This is a genomic window from Flavobacterium sp., assembly GCF_036782315.1.
GTDB lineage: Bacteria > Bacteroidota > Bacteroidia > Flavobacteriales > Flavobacteriaceae > Flavobacterium.
The window spans coordinates 125,586-150,101 of record NZ_DAIPZK010000002.1 but is presented as its reverse complement, the minus strand read 5'-3'; the positions used below and the strand labels follow the sequence as shown (position 1 = coordinate 150,101).

The window sequence follows — 24,516 nt, the reverse complement described above, 5'->3', positions numbered from 1 at the left end:
TTCCGAAATTTTGATTTATTAGGAAGAATATTTATGATTAACTGATTAATGTCTAAATTAACCATTTTATTTTCAATTAGTTTTTCTCCTAGGTAAAAAGGCTGACCACAATTATGAAAAGTTTCAAATTTAAAAAGCGAACTTTTACCATCATAAAAAAATGAATTGAAATATTTTTACTACCATCTAAACTACCATAAAGTAATTCTTTTTTAGGTTTTTCAGATTCAATAAAATCTGAAAATTCTTTAAACTTTTTAATATCAATAATTAACTGTTCTTTTAATTTTTGAGTAATCTTTTTATTTTTAGTCGTCAGTATTGGACTATAAAAATTTATATGCTTTTTTATTTTACTCTTTTTTACATTTAATTTTTTTGATGAAAAATAGTCATATGTAAAATTGTTGTTATTTTTATTTAATTCATTCCACAATTGCTTAATAAGCAAAGAATCAATTTTTTTATTTGAAAGATTAAATGAGTTGTCAACCTTAATAATTTTTAAAGTTTCGGTTTCAGATATGTTTTTTCTTAAGGCTGATGATGTGTAGTTATAATTGAAGATAATTGAATCAAATTTCACTAGGTTTTGACCAATTATAAATTGAAATTGAAAAATGATAATTACAGCTAATAGTTTTTTCATTTACTCTTTTTATTACTTGGATAGCATTTTAATCGAAAAAGTTGGAATGGAATTAAAAAAATTATTTCTTCAATGTTAACTTATAAATTTCAGCTTCTAAAGTCTCTGTATCATTGTCATCGCATAATAAAAATTCAATTTCATTTTCTGACTCTTTATAAAGCGTGATACCTTCAAATTTTTTATCTTCTGTTAATAAATGAATATCTATAATTTCAAATGTTGGTGCATGCATAATGCCTAAAATTGTACCTAAAACTTCGCCATCTTCATAAGTAGATTCGGTGTTTTCAGCGCAAGCCAAGAAATAAATTTTATCGTTAACTAAAATCGCATCTGTAAAAGTGGTTTCAATGTCATCTAATGTTGGGAGTGAAATTGGTATAAATCGAATGCCGTCTTCTTGGTTATTTGGAATAATAAAAATACCATTTCGACTATTTTTTGAATTGCCTCTTTGAAACAACAACATGGTTTGATGGGCATAAATAGCACCTTCAATATTCAATTGGTCATCCGAAAACGAACCAACATCTTTTAATTTTTGATATAGAGTTGATAAATCTTGTGTTTGCAATGCATCCGAACCTAAATCTAAAGTAAACATTGTATTGCGTTTAGAAGTTGAACCAGAACCTAACATAATCAGTTGATTTCCATATTGGGTGATGCTTTCTAAATCAGGTTTGTTTTCTTTTTCGATGTTTTCTTTGGCGTCTTTTACTAATGGGAATTTCAGTAAAAGTTTTTTATCGATGTCGTATTGGTATAAAAAATTACTGGAATCTGAAATAAAAAATAAAACATTTTGAGCATACACCAAACCCGATGTAGCCGAAATACCTTTTATAGTGAAGAAATTAGTAAGTTTTAAATTTTCCATATTTTTACAAAAGAGTTAACAATTTTTAGCGCAAATTAGCCTCTAAAAGTACTATTTTTACAGAGATTTAAAACCAACAATGATGGAAAATATCAATATTGAAGATTTTAAAGTAAAAGGAAAAATTAAGTTAGATGATTTTCTAACCAAACTTCCTATTGATACCGAGAAAGAACAAGAAGAATTAGCTTTAGATAAAATCCAGCAGAAACTTTCTAAAAGACAAGACGCTATGTATGCTCATAATCGTTATGCGTTTTTGATTTGTTTACAAGGAATGGATACGAGCGGAAAAGATAGTTTAATTCGTGAGGTTTTCAAAGAGTTTAATCCGCGTGGAGTAGTGGTGCACAGTTTTAAAACGCCAAATTCCACCGAATTAGAACATGATTATTTATGGCGTCATTATTTGGCTTTACCCGAAAAAGGAAAATTCGCCGTTTTCAATCGTACCCATTATGAAAATGTATTGGTAACACGAGTGCATCCCGAATATATTTTATTCGAAAACTTACCTGGAATTGAAAAAGTGGAAGATATTACCCCTCAATTTTGGGAAAACCGAATGGAACAAATCGTAAATTTTGAAAAACACATTTCACAAAATGGCACTAAAATTTTGAAGTTTTACTTTCACATGAGTAAAGAAGAACAAAGAGAACGTCTTTTAAAACGACTTGAAAATCCAGAAGACAATTGGAAATTCAGTACTGGAGATTTGAAAGAACGTGACCGTTGGGACGATTACATGAAATATTACGAAGAAGCCATCAATAAAACATCAACCGATTTTGCGCCTTGGTATATTATTCCAGCTGACGATAAAGGTGTGGCACGATATATTGTTGCCAAAACCATTTGGGAAGAAATGCAAAAGTTAACCGACATTACGGAACCTGACTTAGATCCAAAAGTTAAAGCAAATATCGAAGTCTATCGAGAACAATTGAAAAAATAAATTATTATTAATAAATAAACATAATGAAAGTATATACAAAAACTGGCGATACTGGAACCACAGCATTATTTGGAGGAACTCGTGTGCCAAAACATCATATCCGAATCGAAAGTTATGGAACAGTTGATGAATTAAATTCGCATATCGGATTAATTCGCGACCAAGATATTAATGTTTTATACAAAAATGTCCTAATTGAAGTTCAAGATAGATTATTTACTGTTGGAGCTATTTTAGCCACGCCACCTGAAAAAGAAACCTTAAAAAACGGTCAACCACGCTTGCAAAACCTTGGAATTGTAGAGTCGGATATCGAATTTTTGGAAAACGAAATCGATACCATGGAAGAGGCTTTACCGCCCATGACGCATTTTGTGTTGCCAGGAGGTCATACAACGGTGTCATATTGTCATATAGCACGCTGTGTATGCCGTAGAGCCGAGCGTTTAGCCGTGCATTTGAATGACATAGAACCAACAGATGAACTTGTAATTAAGTACTTAAACCGACTTTCTGACTACCTTTTTGTATTGGCACGAAAGTTGTCCCATGACTTGAACGCTGATGAAGTAAAATGGATTCCTAGAAAATAGTTTTTCACAATCAGTTTTTAGTGTTCAGTATTCTTGAAAATAGTGATGAAAAGTCATGTTTTGAATACTCAAAAAAAACGTTCTTAAATTTTAATAAAAAAAGTAAAAAAAAACTTGACTTTTTAAGTAATAAATTTATTTTTGCATAAACTTAAATCGATAAAAAGATGTATTGGACTTTAGAATTAGCATCCTATTTGAGCGATGCACCATGGCCAGCTACCAAAGACGAACTTATCGACTACGCTATTAGAACTGGAGCTCCATTAGAAGTAGTGGAAAACTTACAGTCTATTGAAGACGAAGGTGAAATCTATGAATCAATGGAAGAGATTTGGCCTGATTATCCTACGGACGAAGATTATCTTTGGAATGAGGACGAATATTAAAAAATAAATAAACACAACAGAAAAAAGTCTCTTTACTGAGGCTTTTTTTTTGGTTATATTTGCAAACTATATTGAAATAAATAAATTATGAGTATCATAAATTCCATATTGAAGGCTTTTGTGGGTGATAAATCGGAGAAAGATGTAAAAGCGATTCAACCTATAATTACCAAAATTAAATCATTTGAAGGCGCATTACAAGCCTTATCACATGATGAATTACGTGCTAAAACAGCCGAATTCAAAGCTAAAATTCAAAATGCTCGCGCTGAAAAAGACGCTAAAATTGCTTCTTTAAAACAAGATGCTGAGCAAACTCAAGATATCGATGCGCGTGAAGATATCTACGCTGAAATCGATAAAATAGAGAAAGAAGCTTATGAAATTTCTGAGAAAGTATTAAACGAAATTCTTCCAGAAGCGTTTGCAGTAGTGAAAGAAACCGCTCGTCGTTTCAAAGACAATACCACGATTACGGTAACCGCAACTCCAAAAGATAGAGAATTATCCGCATCAAAACCTTACATTACAATAGAAGGTGATAACGCTACTTGGGCTAACTCTTGGGATGCTGCTGGTAAAGCGATTACTTGGGATATGATTCACTACGACGTTCAATTGATCGGTGGTGTGGTGTTGCATCAAGGTAAAATTGCCGAAATGCAAACAGGAGAAGGTAAAACATTAGTGGCAACACTTCCATTATATTTAAATGCGTTAACAGGTAACGGAGTTCACCTAGTAACTGTGAATGATTACTTAGCAAAACGTGATAGTACTTGGAAAGCACCATTATTTGAATTCCATGGATTAACGGTAGATTGTATCGATAATCACCAACCTAATTCTCCAGAAAGAAGAAAAGCATATAACGCCGATATTACCTACGGAACGAATAACGAATTTGGTTTCGATTACCTTCGTGATAATATGGCGCACGCTCCAGAAGATTTGGTACAACGCAAACATAATTATGCTATTGTCGATGAGGTTGACTCGGTTTTAATTGATGACGCTAGAACGCCATTGATTATTTCTGGGCCAGTTCCGCAAGGAGATCGTCATGAATTCTTGGAATTAAAACCAAAAGTTGAAAACTTAGTTACGTTACAACGTAAATTAGCTACAGATTGTTTAACGGAAGCAAAACGTTTATTCAAAGAAGGAAATTCAAAAGACGCTGGTTTTTATTTATTACGCTCGCACAGAGCATTACCAAAAAGTAAAGCATTAATCAAATTCTTATCGGAAGAAGGAGTTAAACAATTACTTCAAAAAACAGAGAATTATTACATGCAAGATAACAACAGAGAAATGCCAAAAATTGATGAGGCATTGTACTTTGTTATCGAAGAAAAAAATAACCAAGTTGAATTAACGGATAACGGAATTCAGTTTTTATCAACAGATACGGATTCTCAATTCTTCGTTTTACCAGATATTGGAACAGGAATTGCCCAAATCGAAAGAGAGAATTTATCTCCAGAAGAAGCAGCTGAGAAAAAAGAAGAATTATTCCGTGATTTCTCTGTAAAATCAGAGCGTATTCACACGTTAACGCAATTATTAAAAGCGTATACGTTATTCGAAAAAGATACGGAATACGTTATCATGGACAATAAAGTAATGATTGTAGACGAGCAAACAGGACGTATCATGGATGGTCGTCGTTACTCGGATGGTTTACACCAAGCAATCGAAGCTAAAGAAAATGTAAAAATCGAAGCAGCAACGCAAACTTTCGCAACTATTACTTTACAGAATTATTTCCGTATGTATAATAAGTTGGGAGGTATGACGGGAACAGCTTCAACCGAAGCAGGAGAGTTCTGGGAAATCTACAAATTAGACGTAGTAGAAATTCCAACGAACCGTCCAATTGCTCGTAAAGATAAAGATGATTTAATTTATAGAACGGTTCGTGAGAAATTCAACGCCGTAATCGAAGATGTAGTACAATTATCAAATGCAGGACGTCCTGTGTTGATTGGAACAACTTCAGTAGAGATTTCGGAATTATTAAGCCGAATGTTGAAATTAAGAGGTATTCAACACAACGTATTGAATGCTAAAATGCATAAAAGTGAGGCTGAAATTGTAGCAGAAGCAGGAAAACCTGGAGTAGTTACAATTGCAACGAATATGGCGGGTCGTGGTACCGATATTAAATTATCTGACGAAGTTAAAAAAGCAGGTGGTTTAGCTATTATCGGAACAGAACGTCACGATTCGCGTCGCGTTGACCGTCAGTTAAGAGGTCGTGCGGGTCGTCAAGGAGATGTGGGTAGCTCACAGTTCTATGTTTCTTTGGAAGATAACTTAATGCGTTTGTTCGGTTCGGAAAGAGTTGCGAAAGTGATGGATAGAATTGGTCTGAAAGAAGGAGAAGTAATTCAACATTCGATGATGACAAAATCTATTGAAAGAGCACAGAAAAAAGTAGAAGAAAATAACTTTGGTGTTCGTAAACGTTTGTTAGAATATGACGACGTAATGAATGCACAAAGAGAAGTAGTATACAAAAGAAGACGTCACGCTTTACACGGCGAACGTTTGAAAGTGGATATCGCAAACATGATGTACGATACTTGCGAATTAGTAGTGGAGCAAAACAAATTAGCAGAAGATTTCAAAAACTTCGAGTTTGAATTAATTCGTTATTTTTCAATTAGTTCGCCAGTTACACCAGCTGAATTCTCAAAATTATCAGTTAGAGAAATCACTGGAAAAGTGTACAAAGCGGTTTTAGCTCATTACGAAGAAAAAATTGCCAGAGATGCTCGTGAAGCGTATCCAATTATCAAAAATGTTTATGAAAATAACAATGGTCAATACCAAAGAATTATTGTTCCTTTCACGGACGGAATCAAATCGTTAAACGTAGTTACTGATTTAGAAAAAGCATATACAACCGAAGGACGTTCATTGGTTGCAGATTTCGAGAAAAACATCACATTAGCAATTGTAGATGAAGCTTGGAAAAAACACTTACGTAAAATGGACGAATTGAAACAATCAGTTCAGTTGGCGGTTCACGAGCAAAAAGATCCATTGTTGATTTACAAATTCGAAGCGTTCAACTTGTTTAAGAAAATGATTGACGATGTGAATAAAGAAGTGATTTCGTTCTTGTTTAAAGGCGATTTACCACATCGTAATGAAAACATTCAAGAAGCAAGACAAGAAACACGTAAAGAGAAATACACAGAAACTAAAGAGGATTTAGATGCGCCAGCTTCAGAAGCTAAAAGAGCAGGAGAAATGGCAAGTCAAAGACCTCAAGTTACCGAGACAATTACACGAGAAATGCCAAAAATCAATCGTAATGATACCGTTACTATCAAACATGTAATGAGTGGAAAAAGCGAAACCATGAAATACAAAAAAGCAGAAAGCATGTTAGCTTCTGGTGAATGGGTTTTGGTTAACGAATAATCTATAATTACAGAAATAAACTAATCCTCAATTACGAAAAGTAGTTGGGGATTTTTTTTACCACTAAATAAATTAAAGTAGTTATCTTTGAAAAGTAAATCCAATTTCAAGTCATGAACGAAAACACTATTGTATATACCGAATTTTTCAATCATGTAAACGAAAGTATCACCAACGGAACTTTCGCAAAACTCACTTTAGCCAAAACTATCGGAAAACCCGAATTGCAAAATATTTACGTGAGAACTATTGTACAAGATGGCGTTTTGAAGCTCTCAGTTACATTTAAAATTTACAATGAAGGCTTACAAGAAGTAGAAAAAATCATCAAAATGAAGGAAATGGAAGCTGAGTTAACACCCTACATTGCTAATCCATTTATGTCGGTTTTATTGTTTACTACGGATGCCGATATTACTATGAAAATCAACAAAAAAAGAAACGCCAGTATCATAGAACAACCACCAACGTTTAAAAATGCAGATGCGAATTTGGTGGAGTTTTTGGGGAGGTAATTTTTACTTACTCACCATCAGGAAAAATCTTGCCAGGATTCAACACATTATTGGGGTCAAAAATGGCTTTGATGCGTTCCATTAATTCCAAATGTACTTTTGAAAACGCAATATCCATGTAGTTTTTTTGTACTAAACCAATGCCGTGTTCACCAGAAAGTGTTCCTTTTAAACCAACAGTCAATTCAAAAATTTCACGAATCCCTTTTGGAACTTCGGTTTTCCAATTGTCATCGGTCATGTTACCTTTGATAATGTTTACATGTAAATTACCATCGCCAGCATGGCCATAACACACGGATTGGAAACCATATTTCGCACCAATTTCTTTAATTCCTTTTAATAATTTTGGTAATTCATATCTTGGTACTACGGTGTCTTCTTCTTTATAAATCGAATTCGCTTTCACCGCTTCTGCTACAGAGCGACGCATTTTCCAAAGGGCATTTTTTTGTTCTTCAGTATCGGCAAACAATACTTCGTCGATTTCAAATTGTTCAACGACTGCCAAAATTTGTTCGGCTTCTTGCATCAAAATTTCTGGATAATTCCCATCTACTTCAATCAACAAATGTGCTTGAACGTTATCTTTTACTTCCACATTCAAACCATCGACAAATTTCAATGTCCAATCAATAGCATCGCGTTCCATGAACTCTAATGCACTTGGCACAATTCCGGCTCTAAAAATCGCTGAAACCGCTTCACAAGCTTGCTCTGCTATATAAAACGGAACTAAAAGTAGAACGTTATGTTTATTTTGAGGTAATAATTTCAATACAATTTTAGTCACGATTCCCAAAGTTCCTTCACTACCCACCATCAATTGCGTTAAATTGTAACCAGTCGAATTTTTCAAGGTATTAGCACCTGTCCAAATGATATCGCCTGTTGGTAAAACGACTTCTAAATTTAAGACATAATCTTTAGTAACACCATATTTCAAAGCTCTCGCACCACCCGAATTTTCTGCGATATTGCCACCTATAAAACAACTTCCCATACTACTTGGATCAACAGGATAAAATAAGCCTTTTTCAGCAACAGCTTCTCTTAACACTTGCGTAATTACTCCAGGTTCGGTAGTAACTTGAAGGTTTTTCTCATCAATTTCAATGACTTTATTAAAGCGTTCCATTGAAATCGCAATGCCACCATAAATCGATAAAGCACCACCACTCAAACCTGTTCGCGCACCAATCGGCGTAGTTGGAATTTTATAGGTATTGGAAACTTTTAAAATTTGCGCCACTTCTTCCGTATTGGCAGGCTTTACCACCACATGTGGCGGAAAACTCAAATCTTCCGTTTCATCGTGGCCATAGGTTTTACGAGTTGCTTCATCAGTAAAAATATAAGCCGAACCTACAATGTTTTCAAGTGCAAGTAATATTTCAGGATTCATAGTGTAAAATTGAAGTGTAAAGATAAAAAATTGGATAATATTTTACTATTTTATTTTGGAACGCAGATAACACAGATTGGACGGATTTGCACAGTTTTTTAACCACAATCTTGTCATGCTGCAAGCATCTCTTTTATGAACTTGAGTGCACAATTAATTCAACTTAAACTTATATGACTTATATGTTTAAAAATTCATAGTGTAACTTCGTGCAGAACTTAGTGTAACTTTGTGCTATAAACTCAAAATCCAATACCAAAAAGCTACTGTAAGTAACGACAACGGAATTCCAATCCCAATCATCATGCTACTTAATTTTGGTTTTAATCCATAGTTAGAAGCTAAAATAGCTCCCGTAATCATCGGCGCCATGGCAGATTCCATGATAGAAACATCGATTTCTAAACCTTTTCCGTTCAATACGATTTTGTATAACATGAAGAAAAAAGCGGGCATTAATATCAATTTGAAAAGTAAGCCTAAAGTTAGAAAACGCCAATGTTTGCTTCGAGTATCAATTTTTAATTGCAATCCAACAGCTACCAAAGCAACTGGTGTTACTGTGTTTCCAATTCTTAAAAACGAGTTTTGAAATGCTTCTGGAAATTCTAAAGAAAACAGTGTGCAACAAAGCGCAATTGTAAAAGCAATAAAAGGGGGAAATTTGATGATTTTCAACAAGATTTCAGAAGTACTTAAATTGCCTCGAGAGAAACTAGCTGCAACTAAAATCCCTAAAGTGGTTACGACTACGAATGAACCCGGTTGGTCTACTATAATGGCAGTTTTCAATCCTTCAGCACCATATAAAGCTTCGATAATGGGAAAGCCTACAAAGGAAGTATTGCTCAATCCACCTGTCAAAATCAAACAGCCAATTAACTTTTTCGACCATTTGAAATACGTTCCCAAAGTATAGAAAAATACAAATGATAATCCGAAACCTAACCATGCAATTCCCAATGGATAAAGCAAAGCCAATGAGATCGTAATTTTCGGAATATAATACAATGCCAAAGCCGGAAGCGAAACGTAAATTACGTATTGATTCAAACTTTGATAGGCGTTTTTAGGAAATTGCGGTACTTTTTGAAGTACAACTCCTAAAAGTAAACACAAAAATAATAGAATGATGTTTTCCATTTATCGTAATCAAGAATACAAAGGTAATTAAACCTTGAGATTTCGATGTTTTATATTCCTACATTTTTTGTATTTTTACACAAAGCAAAATTCCTTTTGAAAACACCAAATAAAAAATCGGCACTTTCAGAAATTCACGGCGTGGAACAACCCGAAACCTTGAGTACGGTTGTCGCACATCAAATTCAACAATTCCGTAGAAAACAACCTTCTGCAGAGGAATTAATTGCTGGAATTTTAAAAGGAGATAAAACCGCTTTGAGTCGCGCCATTACTTTGGTTGAAAGTACAAATCCTGAGCATTTAGCCAAAGCGAATGAAGTGATAAAAGGTTGTTTGTCACATGCTAATAATTCGGTTCGTATTGGAATTACTGGTGTTCCTGGTGTTGGAAAAAGTACGTTTATTGAAGCTTTTGGAAAATATTTAACTTCAATCGGAAAGAAAGTAGCTGTTTTAGCGGTAGACCCGAGTTCGTCTATCAGTCACGGAAGTATTTTGGGTGATAAAACCCGTATGGAAGAATTGGTTAAAGATGAAAATGCTTATATCCGACCAAGTGCTTCTGGTGATACGTTAGGAGGCGTTGCCAGAAAAACGCGTGAAACTATTATTCTTTGTGAAGCTTGTGGATTTGATACGATTATTATTGAAACCGTTGGAGTAGGGCAAAGCGAAACTGCCGTTCACAGTATGGTCGATTTCTTTTTGTTGCTGAAAATTTCAGGTGCTGGTGATGAGTTACAAGGCATCAAGCGTGGTATCATGGAAATGGCAGATACCATTGTTATCAATAAAGCCGATGGCGATAATGTTGCGAAAGCCAAATTAGCGAAAACCGAATTCAATAGAGCGTTACATTTATTTCCAGCCAAATCTTCGGGTTGGATTCCGAAAGTGACTACTTGTAGTGCTTATGAAAAAACAGGAATTGATGGTATTTGGGAAATTATTTCGGAGTATTTCGAATTGGTAAAATCGAATCATTATTTCGAAGAAAAACGCCAAAACCAAAACCAATTTTGGATGATGGAAACAATAAATGAACAATTAAAAAATCATTTCTACAATCATCCGAATATCATACAACTACTAGAAAAAAATAAAAAAGCCGTGCAAAACAATGAAATTTCACCTTTTGCAGCGGCTATGAATTTATTGGAAAAGTATTTTAATAAAGAGTAATTAGTGAAAAGTGATTAGTAATTAGCTTTTATTCTAAATCTGAACACTTTTTACTCCCGATAGCTATCGGGACAGAACACTATTCTTGCTCGTAACGCTCCATTTCTCTATCGTAGAATTCTCCAGCAATGGTAATTAAATGTTCCATTTCGGATTCCAATTCCTTTTCATCTTCTTCTTCGATATCTTCTAAAAATTCCACTTCGTCATCTTTTAAATTGATTACGAATCTTGGATATTCTAAATGGATTACGAAAATATCTTCTGGAAAATCGGTATTATCTCCGATAACAAATTTTGGTAAGTTCATGTTTTTATGATTTTAATTTCTTCTTGTTATTGTAATTGAACTTGTCCCGAAGCTTCGGGATTGGTTTGCCCTTGAACTAGTTTTTTCGTTAGATAATTAAAGCGAATATACAAAAATAAAGCAGCAGCGGTTAATCCAGCTAAAAGTCCAATCCACACACCAACAGCTTTTAATTCGGTTTCTAATCCTAAGTAAATGGATATTGGAAAACCAATTACCCAATATGCAACAAATGTAATGTACATTGGAATTTTCGCATCTTGTAAACCACGAAGCGCTCCTAAAACCACCACTTGTAAGCCATCGGAAATTTGAAAAACAGCCGCCACTAAGAGTAAGTTAGCTGAAATTGCGATTACTTCTAAGTTTTTCGTTAGGTTTTCTGCATCATTTATATCAACAAAAATATAAGGTAGTGAAGTATGTAACACAACAAATAAAAGTGCGAAAACGACTTCAATTATTATTGTTAATAAGAAGATGGAAATTGCAACTTTTCGTAAAGTAACATAATCTTCTAATCCTTTTTGATTTCCAATACGAATCATTGCCGTAACGCTCAATCCCATCGCAAACATAAAGGTTAACGAAGCTAAACTCAACGCAATTTGATTCGCCGCCTGACTTGTAGTTCCAATCATTCCACACAACCAGATGGCTCCTGTAAACAAAGCGACTTCAAAGAACATTTGCATGGCAGAAGGCATTCCAATTTTAATGATTTTTTGGTTGACTTCTTTCTTGATTTCTTTCAAGCTAAAACCTTTAAAATACGGATGAAATTTTGGTTTTAAATTCATCATGTAGTGCATAAAACCTAACATCACAAAACGAGAAGCGATAGTTCCAATAGCAGCACCAACAATTCCTAATTGAGGAAAAATCCAAATTCCATAAATTAAAAAATAGTTTAAAGTAACGTTTGTAATATTTCCAATTATCGTTGCCCACATCGAATACTTTGTTTCGCTCAAACCGTCTGCAAATTGTTTGTAGGCTTGATACATAATTAACGGAATTAACGAAAAACCTACTATATCTAAATACGGTTTTGCCATTTCTACCACAGCTTCGGGTTGGCCCATGTAAGCAATAAGTGGTTTCGAAAAGAAAATTAAGGTAAACAAAGCCACACCTAAAATTGTACACAAATACAACCCATGATGAAAAGCCGAACGACCGCCAGCCACGTCATTCTTTCCATCAGATTCTGCTACTAAAGGTGTAATGGCTGTTGAAAATCCAATTCCTAATGACATGGCAATGAATACAAAACTGTTTCCCAATGATACAGCCGCTAATTCGGTTGGACCTAATTTTCCAACCATAATATTGTCTACAATTCCCACAATGGTATGACCTAACATTCCTAAAATAATAGGGTAGGCGAGCTTTAGGTTTTGTGAAAATTCTTTAGAGTAGTCGGAAAAAGTCATTTTGGCAATTTTGAGCAAAGGTAATAATTTGAAAAGGATTTCAAGAAAAAACCTGTCAGGATTCAAAATCGAGACAGGTTTAAAAATATTTGGATTTATTTACTTTTTAATATTCGGATTTTGTGAATCACTCTCAATAAGTCCGTCTCGTAAACGAATGATTCTGTGTGCGTAAGCGGCAATATCTTCTTCGTGTGTTACCAAGATTACGGTGTTTCCGTTGGCGTGAATTTCGTTGAATAAATTCATGATTTCCACAGAAGTTTTACTGTCTAAGTTTCCGGTTGGCTCATCGGCTAAAATGATAGAAGGTTTGTTAACCAAAGCTCTAGCAACCGCCACACGCTGACGTTGACCACCCGATAACTGATTCGGTTTGTGATCCATACGGTCTTGAAGTCCCACTTGTGTCAATACTTCGGTAGCTCTTTCAACACGTTCCGATTTAGAATGACCTGCATAAACCATTGGTAAAGCCACGTTATCCAAAGCCGTTGTTCTTGGCATTAAGTTGAACGTTTGAAAAACGAATCCAATTTCTTTATTACGAATTCCTGCTAATTCATCATCTTGCATTTCGCTTACGTGTTTTCCGTTCAAAACATAAGTTCCAGAAGTTGGCGTGTCTAAACAACCTAAAATATTCATCAAAGTGGATTTCCCAGAACCCGAAGGTCCCATCAATGCTACATATTCCCCTTTATTGATTTCTAAATCGATACCTTTTAACACATACACGATTTCGTTTCCTAAAGGAAAATCTCTTTTTATATTGGTTATTTTGATTAACGGATTTGCCATAATGAAATTTGAATTTAGCCTCTCGACTTCGCTCGAGATGACAACATTGTTGATAAATTACATTAATAAGTAGAAAAAGAAAGGATTTTGTTACAATTAAAAACGAATTCTTTCAAACAAGTGAGAACTTATGGTTTTACTCGGATTGATGATGAAATGTTCCTTTTGTTGTTCGGCTCTAAAGAATACGATTCCCCATTGAAAGGTGTCGATCGTAACGGTAACTTTTGGATGGTTTTTTATGATTTCCCAAGCTTCTTCCATTTCGGCAGACCAATGAATGTCATCAAAAATCCAAACGGAATCATTTGAAATGGTTGGAAGTAAGGCTTCAAAATAATCTAAAGTTGCTTTTTTGGAATGGTTGCCATCGAAATAGATTAGGTGATGGGTGATGGGTGATGGGTGATGGGTTTTAAAATAGCTTGAAAATTCGGTGTTAATAAATTCAATATTTTGGAATTTGGAATTTTTTAATTGGAATTTCGCTGCTTTCATTGTGTTTGGACAACCTTCCAGGGTAATAATTTTCGCTTTTTCATTTCCCAATGAAAGTGCTGATGTCGCTAATCCCAACGAAGTTCCAATTTCTAAAATAGTTGTAGGTTGAAAATAACGAACGATTCTAAAAAGTAATTCCGCATTTTTTGACGTAATTCCGGCGGTTTGTGCGATTTTTGAAATTTCTCTAACATTCGATTTAAAAACTCGTGAACCAGCACCAAAATCGGTTACTTCAATCGTGTTTTTATTTTCTAAAAGCGATTTTCGGTAGGATTTTAATTGTTGGTACTCTGGATATTTTGTGTTGTCATAAAAGCATTTCGTAACCAAATCAAACACAAATGGTGAGTGCACTCCATGTTCATTTTTGGAATGGAAAAGGAATTTTAGGTATGATTTTATTTGTTGTAACACGAAGTTTCTCGAAGTTTGGCACAAAGTAACACAAAGAATTTATAAGAAAAAAAACTTAGTGAAACTTTGTGTAAAACTTAGTGTTACATTGTGAAATTTTACTCCATTTTACTCGATAATTCAAACCAACGTTCTTCTTTTTCTTCTAAAGACTGAATGATTTTTTGCAATTCGTTTGCTTTTGCTTCAATCTTATCGTCCGAAACTTTTCCGTCGGCGAATTCTTGTTCGATAGCCTTCTTTTGAATTTCTAAATCTTTGATTTCTCTTTCAATTTTATTGAATTCTTTCTGTTCATTGAAACTCAAACCAGTTGAAGCGGTTTGTTTTTCTTTCCAATTGACTTTCTCTTTTGGGCTGTCGTCTTTTTCAGGTTCAATAGAATCTTCATACGCTCTAAAATCAGAATAATTTCCAGGAAAATCTTCAATCTCACCTTCGCCTCTAAAAACGAATAAGTGATCCACAATTTTATCCATAAAATATCTATCGTGACTCACCACTAACAAACAGCCTGGATAATCTAAAAGGAAACTTTCCAATACATTCAAAGTCACAATATCTAAATCATTTGTTGGCTCATCCAAAATCAAGAAATTCGGATTTTGAATTAAAACCGTACATAAATACAAACGTTTCAATTCGCCACCACTTAATTTTTCTACGAAATCGTATTGTTTTTTGGCATCAAATAAAAAGCGTTCCAATAATTGCGAAGCCGAAATAATTTTCCCTTTCGTCAACGGAATATATTCGCCATATTCTTTGATGATATCAATTACTTTTTGTCCCGGTTTTGGATTGATTCCGCTTTGGGTGTAATAACCAATTTTAATCGTATCACCAATAATCACTTTACCCGAATCAGGTTGCATGGTTTGGGTTAAAATGTTCAAGAAAGTCGATTTTCCTGTTCCGTTTTTACCAATAATTCCAATGCGTTCGCCACGTTGAAAAGAATAGGAAAAGTCATTTAAAATGGTTCTATCTGGGAATTTTTTATTCACTTTTACCATTTCGATAATCTTGCTTCCCATGCGCTCCATGTTAATTTCAAGCTCCACTACATTTTCTTTTCTTCGACTTTCGGCAACTGCTTTGATTTTATAAAAATCATCTTGACGCGATTTAGATTTGGTGGTTCTAGCTTTTGGTTGACGTCGCATCCATGCCAATTCCTTTACGAATAAGTTTTGCGCTTTGTCAATTGTTGCATTTTCAGAAGCCAAACGTTCTTCTTTTTTGGCTAAATAATAGGAATAATTCCCTTTGTATTGGTAGATTTTTCCGTTATCTAATTCGATGATTTCGTTACAAACACGCTCCAAAAAGAAACGGTCGTGCGTTACCATAAATAACGTGATGTTTTCTTTTGCAAAATAATCTTCTAACCATTCAATCATCTCTAAGTCCAAGTGATTGGTTGGCTCGTCTAAAATCAATAAATCAGGTTTGCTAATCAAAATAATCGCTAACGAAAGACGCTTTTTTTGTCCACCCGACATGTTTTTGACTTTCATTTTCAAGTCTTCCAACTTCAGTTTGTACAAAATTTGCTTGAATTGGGTTTCAAAATCCCAAGCGTTATGTCGGTCCATGTCGTCAAAAGCTCTTTGATAGGCTTCTTCGTCATTCGGATTTTCTAATGCTTTCTCGTAGCGCTCAATTACTTTCAGAATTTCATTATCCGAAGCAAAAATATTTTCTTCAATCGTTAATTCGTCTTGCAAATTATTGTTTTGCGACAAAAATGCCATGTTAATGTCTTTTCGAATGATAACTTGACCTGTATTAGGCTCATCCAAACCATTAATCATGTTCATAATTGTGGTTTTTCCCGAACCGTTTTTAGCGATAAATGCTATTTTTTGATCTTTATTAATTCCAAACGAAACGTTGTCAAACAACACGCGTTCGCCATAGGATTTGGAAATATTTTCGACTGAAAGGTAATTCATTTTTTAATTTGTCAATTAGACAATATGGCAATGTGCCAATCGTTTTGCAAAAATAGCTTTATTATTTCAAATTCGTATTTTTGTATTTCATAAATAAATATTGCAACTTTGACTTGTCAATCAATTGGCATATTGGCTAATTGAATATTGAAAATTAAATTCATGCAACTATCCGTCATCATTCTCAATTACAATGTGCGCTATTTTTTAGAGCAATGTGTTCTTAGTGTTCAAAAAGCATTGGCAGACATTGACGGCGAAATTATTGTCATTGATAACGCTTCGTCTGATGATAGTTGCGAAATGATGAAAACCAAATTTCCACACATCAAACTTATTGAAAATACAGCTAATTTAGGTTTCCCAAAAGGAAATAACATCGGAGTTGCTCAAGCCAAAGGTGAATACATTTGTATTTTGAATCCCGATACGGTTGTTGCAGAAGATACTTTTTCAAAAATACTGAACACTAATATCTGGCAACTGAACACTGGCATTATCGGTTGTAAACTAATCGACGGTGCTGGTAATTTTCTTCCAGAAAGCAAACGTGGCGTTCCAACACCTTGGGTAGCTTTTACTAAGATTTTTGGGTTGTATAAAGTTTCGAATTATTTCGGGAAATATTACGCCCAACATTTATCGGAAAACGAATCTGGTAAAGTGGATATTTTGGTAGGAGCTTTTATGGTAATGAAGCGCGAATTGTATCTCGAAGTTGGCGGTTTTGATGAAAATTGCTTTATGTATTCGGATGATATTGATTTGAGTTATTTGGTTTTGAAATTAGGGAAATCGAATTATTATTTTCACGAAACTTCGGTGATTCATTATAAAGGAGAAAGTACTGTTCGTGATGGAACGTATATGAAACGTTTTCGTGAAGCGATGCAATTTTTTTATAAAAAACATTTCAAAAAATCATGGGTTTTTGATGTGATGATGCAAGTAGGAAGTTTTGTTTTTAGTCTTTTGAAGAAGAATCAACAAAAGAATGAAGTTCGAATTATTGAGGAATACGTCATTTTTTCAAAAGGAAATTTAAGATTAAGTCTTCCTCAAAAAACAACTTATTTGTCTGATTTTAATCAATTTGTAAATCAGCAACAAAAAAACATTGAAATAATATTTGATACGACTACTTTTAGTTTTGCTGAAATTATTACTTTTATGCAGTTAAATAAGAGTAAAAATCTAAGTTTTAAGAATTATATTTCGAGTTCGAATTACTTAATTGGAAGCAATAATTCAAACGATAGAGGACAAATAATTTTGTTGTAAAAAATTATGTAATTCTTTAAAAAACGAATGAAAAATTAGTATTTTTGCAAACCAAATACAAAAACACAACTTTAGTTTAAAGATATGGCAAAGTTTGAATTGAAATTACCTAAAATGGGTGAAAGTGTTGCAGAAGCAACAGTTACTAACTGGTTAAAAAAAGTTGGTGATAAAATTGAAATGGACGAAGCAGTACTTGAAATCGCTACTGATAAAGTAGATAGTGAAGTACCTTCAGAAGTTGCAGGAACACTTGTTGAAATTTTATTTAATACCGATGATGTAGTTCAAGTGGGACAAACGATCGCTATTATCGAAACGGAAGGTGATGCCGTTGCAGCAACTCCAGAAGTTAAAGCAGAAGCGCCAGTTGCTGTTGCAGAAGTTGCAAAAGCAGTGAATCCCGAAGCTTCGGGAGCAAAAGAAACTGCAGCTCCAGCTGATTTTTCTCCCGACTATTCGGGATCAGATAAATTCTTTTCGCCTTTAGTTAAAAACATTGCAAAAGAAGAAGGAATTTCATTAGCAGAATTAGAATCTATTAAAGGTTCTGGAAAAGATGGTCGTGTAAATAAAGAAGATTTATTAAATTATATCAAAAATAGAGGAAGTCAGCCTGTTGCTCAACCAGTAGCAAATGCTCCAAAAGCAGAAGCTCCAGCTATAACTTCTCAACCAGCAGCGCAAGCTGTTCCAGTTTCTGTTAACGGTGGTGATGAAATTGTGGAAATGGACAGAATGCGTAAGTTGATTTCGAAATACATGGTAGAATCGGTTCAAACTTCGGCTCACGTTCAGTCGTTCATTGAAGTTGACGTTACTAACATTGTAAAATGGAGAGATAAAGTTAAAAATGCTTTCGAAAAGAGAGAAGGCGAGAAGTTAACTTTCACGCCAATTTTCATGGAAGCAGTAGCAAAAGCATTAAAAGATTTCCCAGGAATGAATATTTCAGTTGATGGTGAGTTTATCATTAAACGTAAAAATATCAACTTAGGAATGGCGGCTGCGTTACCAAACGGAAATTTAATTGTTCCTGTAATTAAAAATGCTGACCAATTGAACTTAGTTGGAATGGCAAAAGCAGTTAACGATTTAGGAAACCGTGCAAAAGCTGGAAAATTGAAACCAGACGATACACAAGGTGGAACTTACACTGTTACGAATGTAGGAACTTTTGGTTCTGTTTTCGGAACGCCAATTATCAACCAACCGCAAGTAGGTATTTTAGCTTTAGGAGCGATTAGAAAAGTGCCAGCAGTTATTGAAACTCCAGAAGGTGATTTCATTGGAATTCGTCAAAAAATGTTCTTATCGCACTCTTATGATCACAGAGTAGTTGATGGAGCATTAGGAGGAAGTTTCGTAAAACGCGTGGCAGATTACTTAGAAGCTTGGGATATCAATAGAGATATTTAAATCAAATAAATTATAAATCAACCCGATACTGAAAAGTGTCGGGTTTTTTGTTATTTTTGATTAATTAAATCCATTTTATGAAATTTTTGTATCCATTAATTTGTATTGTATTTCTAACTATTTCTTGTAAAGAGGCAATTAAAAATGAAAAGAAATTTGTTGCTGAACAAAGCTTTGAGGAAATTCAATTCACTGTTCCAAAAGTTAGTAATAGCTTGGTTGTAAATAGCAAAGAAGATTTATTAGGTTATTGGGTAGGTGGTTTTAGAGCAAATATAACAGATTCTGCCTTAGATTCAATTTATGATAATGATAATGATTCTGTGAACTATTTGTATAGGAAAATTACATTTTCGATAGATGAAATTAAAGGTGATTCTATTTTTGGACATTCTATTTCTGCTGGTAATATTAGTCCTTTCAAGGGTTTGTTAGTTGAAAACGATTCCAATTTTGAAATTAATGTCGATGAGTTTAAAAGAGAAAGAACTGATGGGAATTTTTCTATCCAAATTAAAAAGACAGATTCTGTAATGAAAGGTAATTGGATTGCATATCATCCAGAAGAAGTGAAAATTTCATCTCGAATTTTTGATTTAAAAAAGAAGTTATTTATTTACAATAAAGAAGCAACATTATATAGTACTTTTCGTAACACAGATAAATTTAAAAATATAACTGTTACGGATACAATTGATGATGAAGTTGAAGTTTATGAGGATAAAGAATATTTTTCTACAACTCAAAAACTTTTTGAAAAGAACGCTTCAAACGAAGAGCTGACTTCTGATTTTGTTTCTAATTTAACTAAAGCTGATATTTTTATTCTAAGAAATTCCATTTTTGCTCGTCACGGTTTTGCTTTTCGGGATAAGCAATTACGAATGTATTTTGAACAATTTGATTGGTATATGCCCGTTTTTGGAGATGTTAAAGATGAACTAACAGAAATCGAAAAGAAAAACATCGATTTACTACTTCGATATGAGCAAAATGCAGAAGAATACTATGATACTTTTGGAAGGTAATGTGGATTAAATATTCAAAATATTTTTTGTGGATTGGATATATTTATTTTTCATATCTACTCTTATTAATAACCCTTCAATATATTCCGTACCATACAGATGTTGCTTTTTTGCGAATTAAACAAGAAGTAATCGTTCTAAATCATTACAAAATTGCTTTTTTTACACATGTGTATACGAGTATCTTTTTAATGGTTTTTGGAGCAATTCAGTTTTCGAACTACATTCAAAAAAAGCATATAAAACTTCATCGAATTTCAGGAGGATTTTATGTTGGAATTCTATTGTTGCTTTCAGGGCCTAGTGGATTGGTTATGTCATATTATGCAAATGGTGGTTTATTAGCCCAAGTTTCATTTTTACTATTGTCTACTTTTTGGATATTATTTACGTTTTTGTCTTTCTATTTCATTTTGAAAAAACAAATAATCAAACATCAAAAATTTGCCATCCGAAGTTTTGCATTGACATTATCTGCAATTTCCCTTCGATTGTTCAAATATCTATTGGTTTTCTTTTTCGAACCTTTGCCAATGGATGCCTATCGAATCGCTGCTTGGTCTGGTTGGATATTTAATTTGTTGGTTGCCGAATTAATTATTTACTATAAATTCTTAAGAAATAGTAAATAAAAAAAATCTTCATTTATCTTTGCCATATATATAATCGCTATGGAATTAAAATTAACACGCCCAATCTGCTTTTTCGACCTTGAAACTACAGGAATTGACGTAGCAAGAGACAGAATCGTAGAAATCTCAATATTTAAAGTATATCCAAACGGAAATAAAGAAAGTAAAACTTGGTTGGTAAATCCTACTATTCCAATTCCGCCTCAAACTACGGCGGTACATGGAATTACCAATGAAAAAGTAGCGAATGAGCCAACATTCAAAGAATTAGCTTCTCAAATCCACAATATGATAAAAGATTCCGATTTAGCTGGGTTTAATTCGGACCGATTTGATATTCCGCTTTTAGCAGAAGAATTATTGCGTGCTGAAGTTGATTTTGATATGAAAAACCGTGTGTCTGTTGATGTACAAACGATTTTTCACAAAATGGAAGAACGTACTTTAAGTGCAGCTTACAAATTCTATTGCGGACAAAGCTTAGAAAACGCACATAGTGCCGAAGCCGATACGATGGCGACTTATGAAATCTTAAAAGCACAATTAGATCGTTACGAGAATTTAGAAAATGATATCAAATCGTTAGCAGAGTTTACTACAAGAAAAAAAGCAGTTGATTTTGCAGGATTTATTGCTTTGAACAACGAAGGAAAAGAAATTTTTACCTTTGGAAAACATAAAGGAGCTCTAGTGGAAGAAGTTTTTGATAAAGAACCCGGTTATTTCGGTTGGATTCAAAATGCTGAATTTCCATTATATACTAAAAAGGTATTGACAGGAATTAAATTGAGAAAGTTAAACACGAAGTAAGTTCTCAGTCGCAGTCACAGTTTTCAGTCTAAAAAATGATATCATATGGATTTTAAAGATTTATTGGCTTATCAGAAAGCGTTTTCGTTAGCAATGGAAATTAAAAATTTGACAGATTCTTTTCCTAAAGAAGAGAAATATGCCTTGACAGATCAAATTAGAAGGTCGTCAAGAAGTGTTTGTGCAAATATGGCTGAGGCTTATAGAAAAAGAAGATATGTAAATCATTTTATAAGTAAATTAACCGATTGTGATGGAGAAAATTCTGAAACTACTGTTTGGTTAGACTTTGCTTTCGAGTGTAAATATGTTGCTACTGAAGTGCATCAAGATTTAATTTTGAAATCCAAAGAAATTGGTAAGTTGATTAACTATATGATTAATAATCCTGATAAATTTGGATGTAATCTAAATTAGTAACTGTAAACTGCGACTGGGACTGTAAACTTAGATAAGCATGAAGATAATTTGCATAGGGCGTAATTACGCTGACCATATTTCGGAATTAAATAATGAAAGACCAACAGAACCGGTTATCTTCATGAAACCTGATTCTGCTATTTTACCTAATAAAAACCCGTTTGTAATTCCAGCATTCAGTAATGATATCCATCACGAAGTGGAAATTTTGGTCAAAATTTGTAAAGTAGGAAAACACATTGATGCTAAATTTGCTCATAAATATTATGAAGAAATTGGATTGGGAATCGATTTTACCGCTCGAGATGTGCAAAGTAAGTTGAAAGAGAAGGGTTTGCCATGGGAAAAAGCGAAAGCATTTGACCATTCAGCGGTAATTGGTAACTTTATATCGAAAAAAAATTATTCTTCGTTAGAAAATATTAACTTTGAGTTAAAATCAAATGGAACTACCGTTCAAGAAGGTAATACTAGTTTGATGTTGTGGAAAATAGATGAGCTAATCGCTTATGTTTCACAATATTTTACTTTAAAAATTGGAGATATTATCTTTACAGGAACTCCAAAAGGTGTTGCAAAAGTAACAGAAGGGGATGTTTTAGAAGGTTTTATAGAAGGTAAGTCAATGTTTAAAATTCAAATTAGGTAATTATGGCTTTACAATATAATTTAGCTAAAGTTTATGAAATTTCAGAAAATGATATTGAGTTTGCATTGCAGATTGTTACCTTATTTTTAGAGGAAGTTCCAGCTGAAATAAAATCCATAAAGACTGCTATAGAAGAGAAAGATTATACTAGAACTTACGCATCTTGTCATAAAATAAAGCCTACTTTAGATTTATTAGGTATGGATTTGGCTTATGAGGAAAATATCCAAATTATGACTTGGGCAAAAGCCGAAGGTAAAAGAAAAGAAATTAAAGAAGTTTTTAAATCATTAAAAGCTAGAATTGAATTGGCAGTTAAAGAAATCAAAAAAGATTTTAAGCTGTAGTTTTTTGAAAATTCCCCAAATTTATTAAATATTTAAAATGAAAGCTGCTATAGTTACCATTGGCGATGAGATTCTTATTGGTCAAATTGTGGATACGAATTCCTCTTACATTGCCAAAGCACTTGATAAAATTGGAATTGCAACTCATGAAATGTTGTCGATTTCTGATGATAAACAACACATTTTAGATACATTTCAATCGCTTCAAAATAAAGTTGAAGTTGTTGTTGTTACAGGTGGATTAGGTCCAACAAAAGACGATATTACAAAGAAAACTTTTTGTGATTATTTTGAAGATGAATTAATTGAAAACGAAGATGTTTTGTTACATGTAAAAACGATAATTGAAGGTTTTTACAAGCGTCCAATCACACAGATGAATAGAGATCAAGCATTAGTTCCAACTAAAGCTAAAGTACTTTTTAATCAAGCAGGAACGGCGCCAGGTATGTGGATGGAGAAAGAAAACACGGTTTTTATTTCGTTGCCAGGTGTTCCATATGAAATGAAGTATTTGATAGATAATGAGGTGCTTCCAAATTTAGTTCAAAAGTTTGAGCGACCTTATATTGTGCATCAAACCATTATGACTTATGGTCGTGGTGAAAGTATGATTGCGGAACAAATTGAAGAATGGGAAAATAATTTACCAAATTTTATCAAATTAGCTTATTTGCCTAGTCCAGGAAAAGTTCGTTTGCGATTAACAGCAAGAGGAAGTGATGAAGCTTTGTTGAAAGAAGAAATTAAACAACAGGTTGAGAAGCTTGATTTGTTGATTCATGAAATTATTGTGGGTTATAACGAAGACGAACCTATTGAAGTTGTTTTAGGGAAATTATTTACTGATAAAAAACTAACTATTGCAACGGCAGAAAGTTGTACAGGAGGTAAAATTGCCTCAACTTTATCATCAATTCCGGGAGCTTCAAGCTATTTTAAAGGTAGTGTAGTGAGCTATGCTACTCAAACAAAAATAGATGTTTTAGGAATCGATGAAAATTTGATAAAAAATCATGGTGTGGTGAGTGCTGAAGTGGCTGTTGCAATGGCTAAATCAGCTCAAAAAGTAATGAATTCAGATTATGCAATTGCTACAACTGGAAATGCTGGCCCTTCAAAAGGAGATGAAACTGCTGAAATAGGAACTGTTTTCATTGGAATAGCAACGCCTAATGACGTTTTTGCAGAAGAATTTAACTTTGGTCAACCCCGTGAAAAGGTTATTGATAGAGCGGTGAGTAAAGCATTGGAACTCATTTATAAAGAAATTTTAAAAAAATAGTAAAAGATAGTTGTGTATATGAAATGGATTTTGTTTCTTTGCACCCTGATTTTAGATAACGAAATAA

24 protein-coding genes are annotated in these 24,516 nt (G+C 33.6%); 15 read left to right on the top strand and 9 right to left on the bottom strand.

What is annotated here, in order from left to right:
- Positions 1-88 precede the first annotated feature (88 nt).
- Complete coding sequence (locus V7P59_RS02530) at positions 89-649, bottom strand: hypothetical protein (RefSeq protein ID WP_333808500.1); 561 nt, start codon at positions 647-649, stop codon at positions 89-91.
- 61 nt (positions 650-710) lie between these two features.
- Positions 711-1,532, bottom strand: coding sequence for a DUF6929 family protein (locus tag V7P59_RS02525; RefSeq protein ID WP_333808499.1), 822 nt, complete (start codon positions 1,530-1,532; stop codon positions 711-713).
- Between the two features lie 82 nt (positions 1,533-1,614).
- Here V7P59_RS02525 and V7P59_RS02520 point away from each other — a divergent pair, with 82 nt between their 5' ends.
- The 5 genes from V7P59_RS02520 to V7P59_RS02500 all read left to right on the top strand — a co-directional run bounded on the left by V7P59_RS02520 (position 1,615) and on the right by V7P59_RS02500 (position 7,422).
- Positions 1,615-2,490 carry a PPK2 family polyphosphate kinase gene (locus V7P59_RS02520; RefSeq protein ID WP_333808497.1) on the top strand — a complete coding sequence of 292 codons (876 nt, stop codon included), beginning with the start codon at positions 1,615-1,617 and terminating at the stop codon, positions 2,488-2,490.
- Between the two features lie 23 nt (positions 2,491-2,513).
- Complete coding sequence (locus V7P59_RS02515; protein WP_333808495.1) at positions 2,514-3,083, top strand: cob(I)yrinic acid a,c-diamide adenosyltransferase; 570 nt, start codon at positions 2,514-2,516, stop codon at positions 3,081-3,083.
- A gap of 167 nt (positions 3,084-3,250) precedes the next feature.
- The gene (locus tag V7P59_RS02510; RefSeq protein WP_002986941.1) at positions 3,251-3,472 is read left to right on the top strand and encodes a DUF2795 domain-containing protein; all 222 of its coding nucleotides are present in this window, start codon (positions 3,251-3,253) and stop codon (positions 3,470-3,472) included.
- Positions 3,473-3,559: 87 nt separating this feature from the next.
- Positions 3,560-6,907 carry a preprotein translocase subunit SecA gene (secA, locus tag V7P59_RS02505; RefSeq protein ID WP_333808442.1) on the top strand — a complete coding sequence of 1,116 codons (3,348 nt, stop codon included), beginning with the start codon at positions 3,560-3,562 and terminating at the stop codon, positions 6,905-6,907.
- A 113-nt stretch (positions 6,908-7,020) separates the two neighbouring features.
- Positions 7,021-7,422: a hypothetical protein gene (locus V7P59_RS02500; RefSeq protein WP_333808441.1), complete on the top strand. Its 402-nt coding sequence runs from the start codon at positions 7,021-7,023 to the stop codon at positions 7,420-7,422.
- Positions 7,423-7,429: 7 nt separating this feature from the next.
- Here the strand turns inward: V7P59_RS02500 and V7P59_RS02495 are convergent, their stop codons facing one another.
- Complete coding sequence (locus V7P59_RS02495; RefSeq protein WP_333808440.1) at positions 7,430-8,827, bottom strand: FAD-binding oxidoreductase; 1,398 nt, start codon at positions 8,825-8,827, stop codon at positions 7,430-7,432.
- 234 nt (positions 8,828-9,061) lie between these two features.
- Positions 9,062-9,970: an AEC family transporter gene (locus V7P59_RS02490; RefSeq protein ID WP_333808438.1), complete on the bottom strand. Its 909-nt coding sequence runs from the start codon at positions 9,968-9,970 to the stop codon at positions 9,062-9,064.
- Between the two features lie 45 nt (positions 9,971-10,015).
- Between V7P59_RS02490 and meaB the strand changes: the two genes are divergently transcribed.
- Positions 10,016-11,155, top strand: a complete 1,140-nt coding sequence (gene meaB / locus V7P59_RS02485) for a methylmalonyl Co-A mutase-associated GTPase MeaB (protein WP_333808437.1) — start codon at positions 10,016-10,018, stop codon at positions 11,153-11,155.
- A 79-nt stretch (positions 11,156-11,234) separates the two neighbouring features.
- Here the strand turns inward: meaB and V7P59_RS02480 are convergent, their stop codons facing one another.
- From V7P59_RS02480 to V7P59_RS02460, 5 genes are all read right to left on the bottom strand, one after another.
- On the bottom strand, positions 11,235-11,465 hold the full coding sequence (locus V7P59_RS02480; protein WP_231841985.1) for a hypothetical protein: 231 nt from the start codon (positions 11,463-11,465) through the stop codon (positions 11,235-11,237).
- A 26-nt stretch (positions 11,466-11,491) separates the two neighbouring features.
- The gene (locus V7P59_RS02475; protein ID WP_333808432.1) at positions 11,492-12,901 is read right to left on the bottom strand and encodes an MATE family efflux transporter; all 1,410 of its coding nucleotides are present in this window, start codon (positions 12,899-12,901) and stop codon (positions 11,492-11,494) included.
- A 99-nt stretch (positions 12,902-13,000) separates the two neighbouring features.
- A complete protein-coding gene (locus V7P59_RS02470) occupies positions 13,001-13,702 on the bottom strand; it encodes an ABC transporter ATP-binding protein (protein WP_333808430.1) in 702 nt (233 codons plus the stop codon).
- Positions 13,703-13,798: 96 nt separating this feature from the next.
- Positions 13,799-14,620 carry an O-methyltransferase gene (locus tag V7P59_RS02465; protein WP_333808428.1) on the bottom strand — a complete coding sequence of 274 codons (822 nt, stop codon included), beginning with the start codon at positions 14,618-14,620 and terminating at the stop codon, positions 13,799-13,801.
- Positions 14,621-14,718: 98 nt separating this feature from the next.
- Complete coding sequence (locus V7P59_RS02460) at positions 14,719-16,578, bottom strand: ABC-F family ATP-binding cassette domain-containing protein (protein ID WP_333808426.1); 1,860 nt, start codon at positions 16,576-16,578, stop codon at positions 14,719-14,721.
- Positions 16,579-16,740: 162 nt separating this feature from the next.
- Between V7P59_RS02460 and V7P59_RS02455 the strand changes: the two genes are divergently transcribed.
- From V7P59_RS02455 to V7P59_RS02415, 9 genes are all read left to right on the top strand, one after another.
- Positions 16,741-17,859, top strand: coding sequence for a glycosyltransferase family 2 protein (locus V7P59_RS02455; RefSeq protein ID WP_333808424.1), 1,119 nt, complete (start codon positions 16,741-16,743; stop codon positions 17,857-17,859).
- 84 nt (positions 17,860-17,943) lie between these two features.
- Positions 17,944-19,278 carry a dihydrolipoamide acetyltransferase family protein gene (locus V7P59_RS02450; RefSeq protein ID WP_333808422.1) on the top strand — a complete coding sequence of 445 codons (1,335 nt, stop codon included), beginning with the start codon at positions 17,944-17,946 and terminating at the stop codon, positions 19,276-19,278.
- 77 nt (positions 19,279-19,355) lie between these two features.
- Entirely contained in the window at positions 19,356-20,306 is a 951-nt protein-coding gene (locus V7P59_RS02445) for a YARHG domain-containing protein (protein WP_333808420.1), read from the top strand.
- Complete coding sequence (locus V7P59_RS02440) at positions 20,306-20,938, top strand: DUF2306 domain-containing protein (RefSeq protein WP_333808418.1); 633 nt, start codon at positions 20,306-20,308, stop codon at positions 20,936-20,938. The genes V7P59_RS02445 and V7P59_RS02440 overlap by 1 nt, the downstream gene beginning before the upstream one ends.
- A 39-nt stretch (positions 20,939-20,977) precedes the next feature.
- On the top strand, positions 20,978-21,748 hold the full coding sequence (locus tag V7P59_RS02435) for a 3'-5' exonuclease (RefSeq protein ID WP_333808416.1): 771 nt from the start codon (positions 20,978-20,980) through the stop codon (positions 21,746-21,748).
- A 45-nt stretch (positions 21,749-21,793) separates the two neighbouring features.
- Positions 21,794-22,165: a four helix bundle protein gene (locus V7P59_RS02430; protein ID WP_333808415.1), complete on the top strand. Its 372-nt coding sequence runs from the start codon at positions 21,794-21,796 to the stop codon at positions 22,163-22,165.
- A gap of 40 nt (positions 22,166-22,205) precedes the next feature.
- The gene (locus V7P59_RS02425; RefSeq protein WP_333808413.1) at positions 22,206-22,817 is read left to right on the top strand and encodes a fumarylacetoacetate hydrolase family protein; all 612 of its coding nucleotides are present in this window, start codon (positions 22,206-22,208) and stop codon (positions 22,815-22,817) included.
- Between the two features lie 2 nt (positions 22,818-22,819).
- Positions 22,820-23,164 carry a histidine kinase gene (locus V7P59_RS02420; RefSeq protein ID WP_333808412.1) on the top strand — a complete coding sequence of 115 codons (345 nt, stop codon included), beginning with the start codon at positions 22,820-22,822 and terminating at the stop codon, positions 23,162-23,164.
- A gap of 37 nt (positions 23,165-23,201) precedes the next feature.
- Positions 23,202-24,449: a CinA family nicotinamide mononucleotide deamidase-related protein gene (locus V7P59_RS02415; RefSeq protein ID WP_333808410.1), complete on the top strand. Its 1,248-nt coding sequence runs from the start codon at positions 23,202-23,204 to the stop codon at positions 24,447-24,449.
- Positions 24,450-24,516: the final 67 nt, after the last annotated feature.

Bases quoted from the DNA above. Each gene is read 5' to 3' on its own strand.
- V7P59_RS02450 (WP_333808422.1), top strand. From the start codon at position 17,944: ATGGCAAAGTTTGAATTGAAATTACCTAAAATGGGTGAAAGTGTTGCA.
- V7P59_RS02530 (WP_333808500.1), bottom strand. From the start codon at position 649: ATGAAAAAACTATTAGCTGTAATTATCATTTTTCAATTTCAATTTATA.
- V7P59_RS02445 (WP_333808420.1), top strand. From the start codon at position 19,356: ATGAAATTTTTGTATCCATTAATTTGTATTGTATTTCTAACTATTTCT.
- V7P59_RS02520 (WP_333808497.1), top strand. From the start codon at position 1,615: ATGGAAAATATCAATATTGAAGATTTTAAAGTAAAAGGAAAAATTAAG.
- V7P59_RS02510 (WP_002986941.1), top strand. From the start codon at position 3,251: ATGTATTGGACTTTAGAATTAGCATCCTATTTGAGCGATGCACCATGG.
- V7P59_RS02495 (WP_333808440.1), bottom strand. From the start codon at position 8,827: ATGAATCCTGAAATATTACTTGCACTTGAAAACATTGTAGGTTCGGCT.
- meaB (WP_333808437.1), top strand. From the start codon at position 10,016: ATGTTTTATATTCCTACATTTTTTGTATTTTTACACAAAGCAAAATTC.
- V7P59_RS02515 (WP_333808495.1), top strand. From the start codon at position 2,514: ATGAAAGTATATACAAAAACTGGCGATACTGGAACCACAGCATTATTT.
- secA (WP_333808442.1), top strand. From the start codon at position 3,560: ATGAGTATCATAAATTCCATATTGAAGGCTTTTGTGGGTGATAAATCG.
- V7P59_RS02470 (WP_333808430.1), bottom strand. From the start codon at position 13,702: ATGGCAAATCCGTTAATCAAAATAACCAATATAAAAAGAGATTTTCCT.
- V7P59_RS02435 (WP_333808416.1), top strand. From the start codon at position 20,978: ATGGAATTAAAATTAACACGCCCAATCTGCTTTTTCGACCTTGAAACT.
- V7P59_RS02425 (WP_333808413.1), top strand. From the start codon at position 22,206: ATGAAGATAATTTGCATAGGGCGTAATTACGCTGACCATATTTCGGAA.
- V7P59_RS02490 (WP_333808438.1), bottom strand. From the start codon at position 9,970: ATGGAAAACATCATTCTATTATTTTTGTGTTTACTTTTAGGAGTTGTA.
- V7P59_RS02440 (WP_333808418.1), top strand. From the start codon at position 20,306: ATGTGGATTAAATATTCAAAATATTTTTTGTGGATTGGATATATTTAT.
- V7P59_RS02475 (WP_333808432.1), bottom strand. From the start codon at position 12,901: ATGACTTTTTCCGACTACTCTAAAGAATTTTCACAAAACCTAAAGCTC.
- V7P59_RS02455 (WP_333808424.1), top strand. From the start codon at position 16,741: ATGCAACTATCCGTCATCATTCTCAATTACAATGTGCGCTATTTTTTA.
- V7P59_RS02460 (WP_333808426.1), bottom strand. From the start codon at position 16,578: ATGAATTACCTTTCAGTCGAAAATATTTCCAAATCCTATGGCGAACGC.
- V7P59_RS02480 (WP_231841985.1), bottom strand. From the start codon at position 11,465: ATGAACTTACCAAAATTTGTTATCGGAGATAATACCGATTTTCCAGAA.
- V7P59_RS02420 (WP_333808412.1), top strand. From the start codon at position 22,820: ATGGCTTTACAATATAATTTAGCTAAAGTTTATGAAATTTCAGAAAAT.
- V7P59_RS02525 (WP_333808499.1), bottom strand. From the start codon at position 1,532: ATGGAAAATTTAAAACTTACTAATTTCTTCACTATAAAAGGTATTTCG.
- V7P59_RS02500 (WP_333808441.1), top strand. From the start codon at position 7,021: ATGAACGAAAACACTATTGTATATACCGAATTTTTCAATCATGTAAAC.
- V7P59_RS02415 (WP_333808410.1), top strand. From the start codon at position 23,202: ATGAAAGCTGCTATAGTTACCATTGGCGATGAGATTCTTATTGGTCAA.
- V7P59_RS02430 (WP_333808415.1), top strand. From the start codon at position 21,794: ATGGATTTTAAAGATTTATTGGCTTATCAGAAAGCGTTTTCGTTAGCA.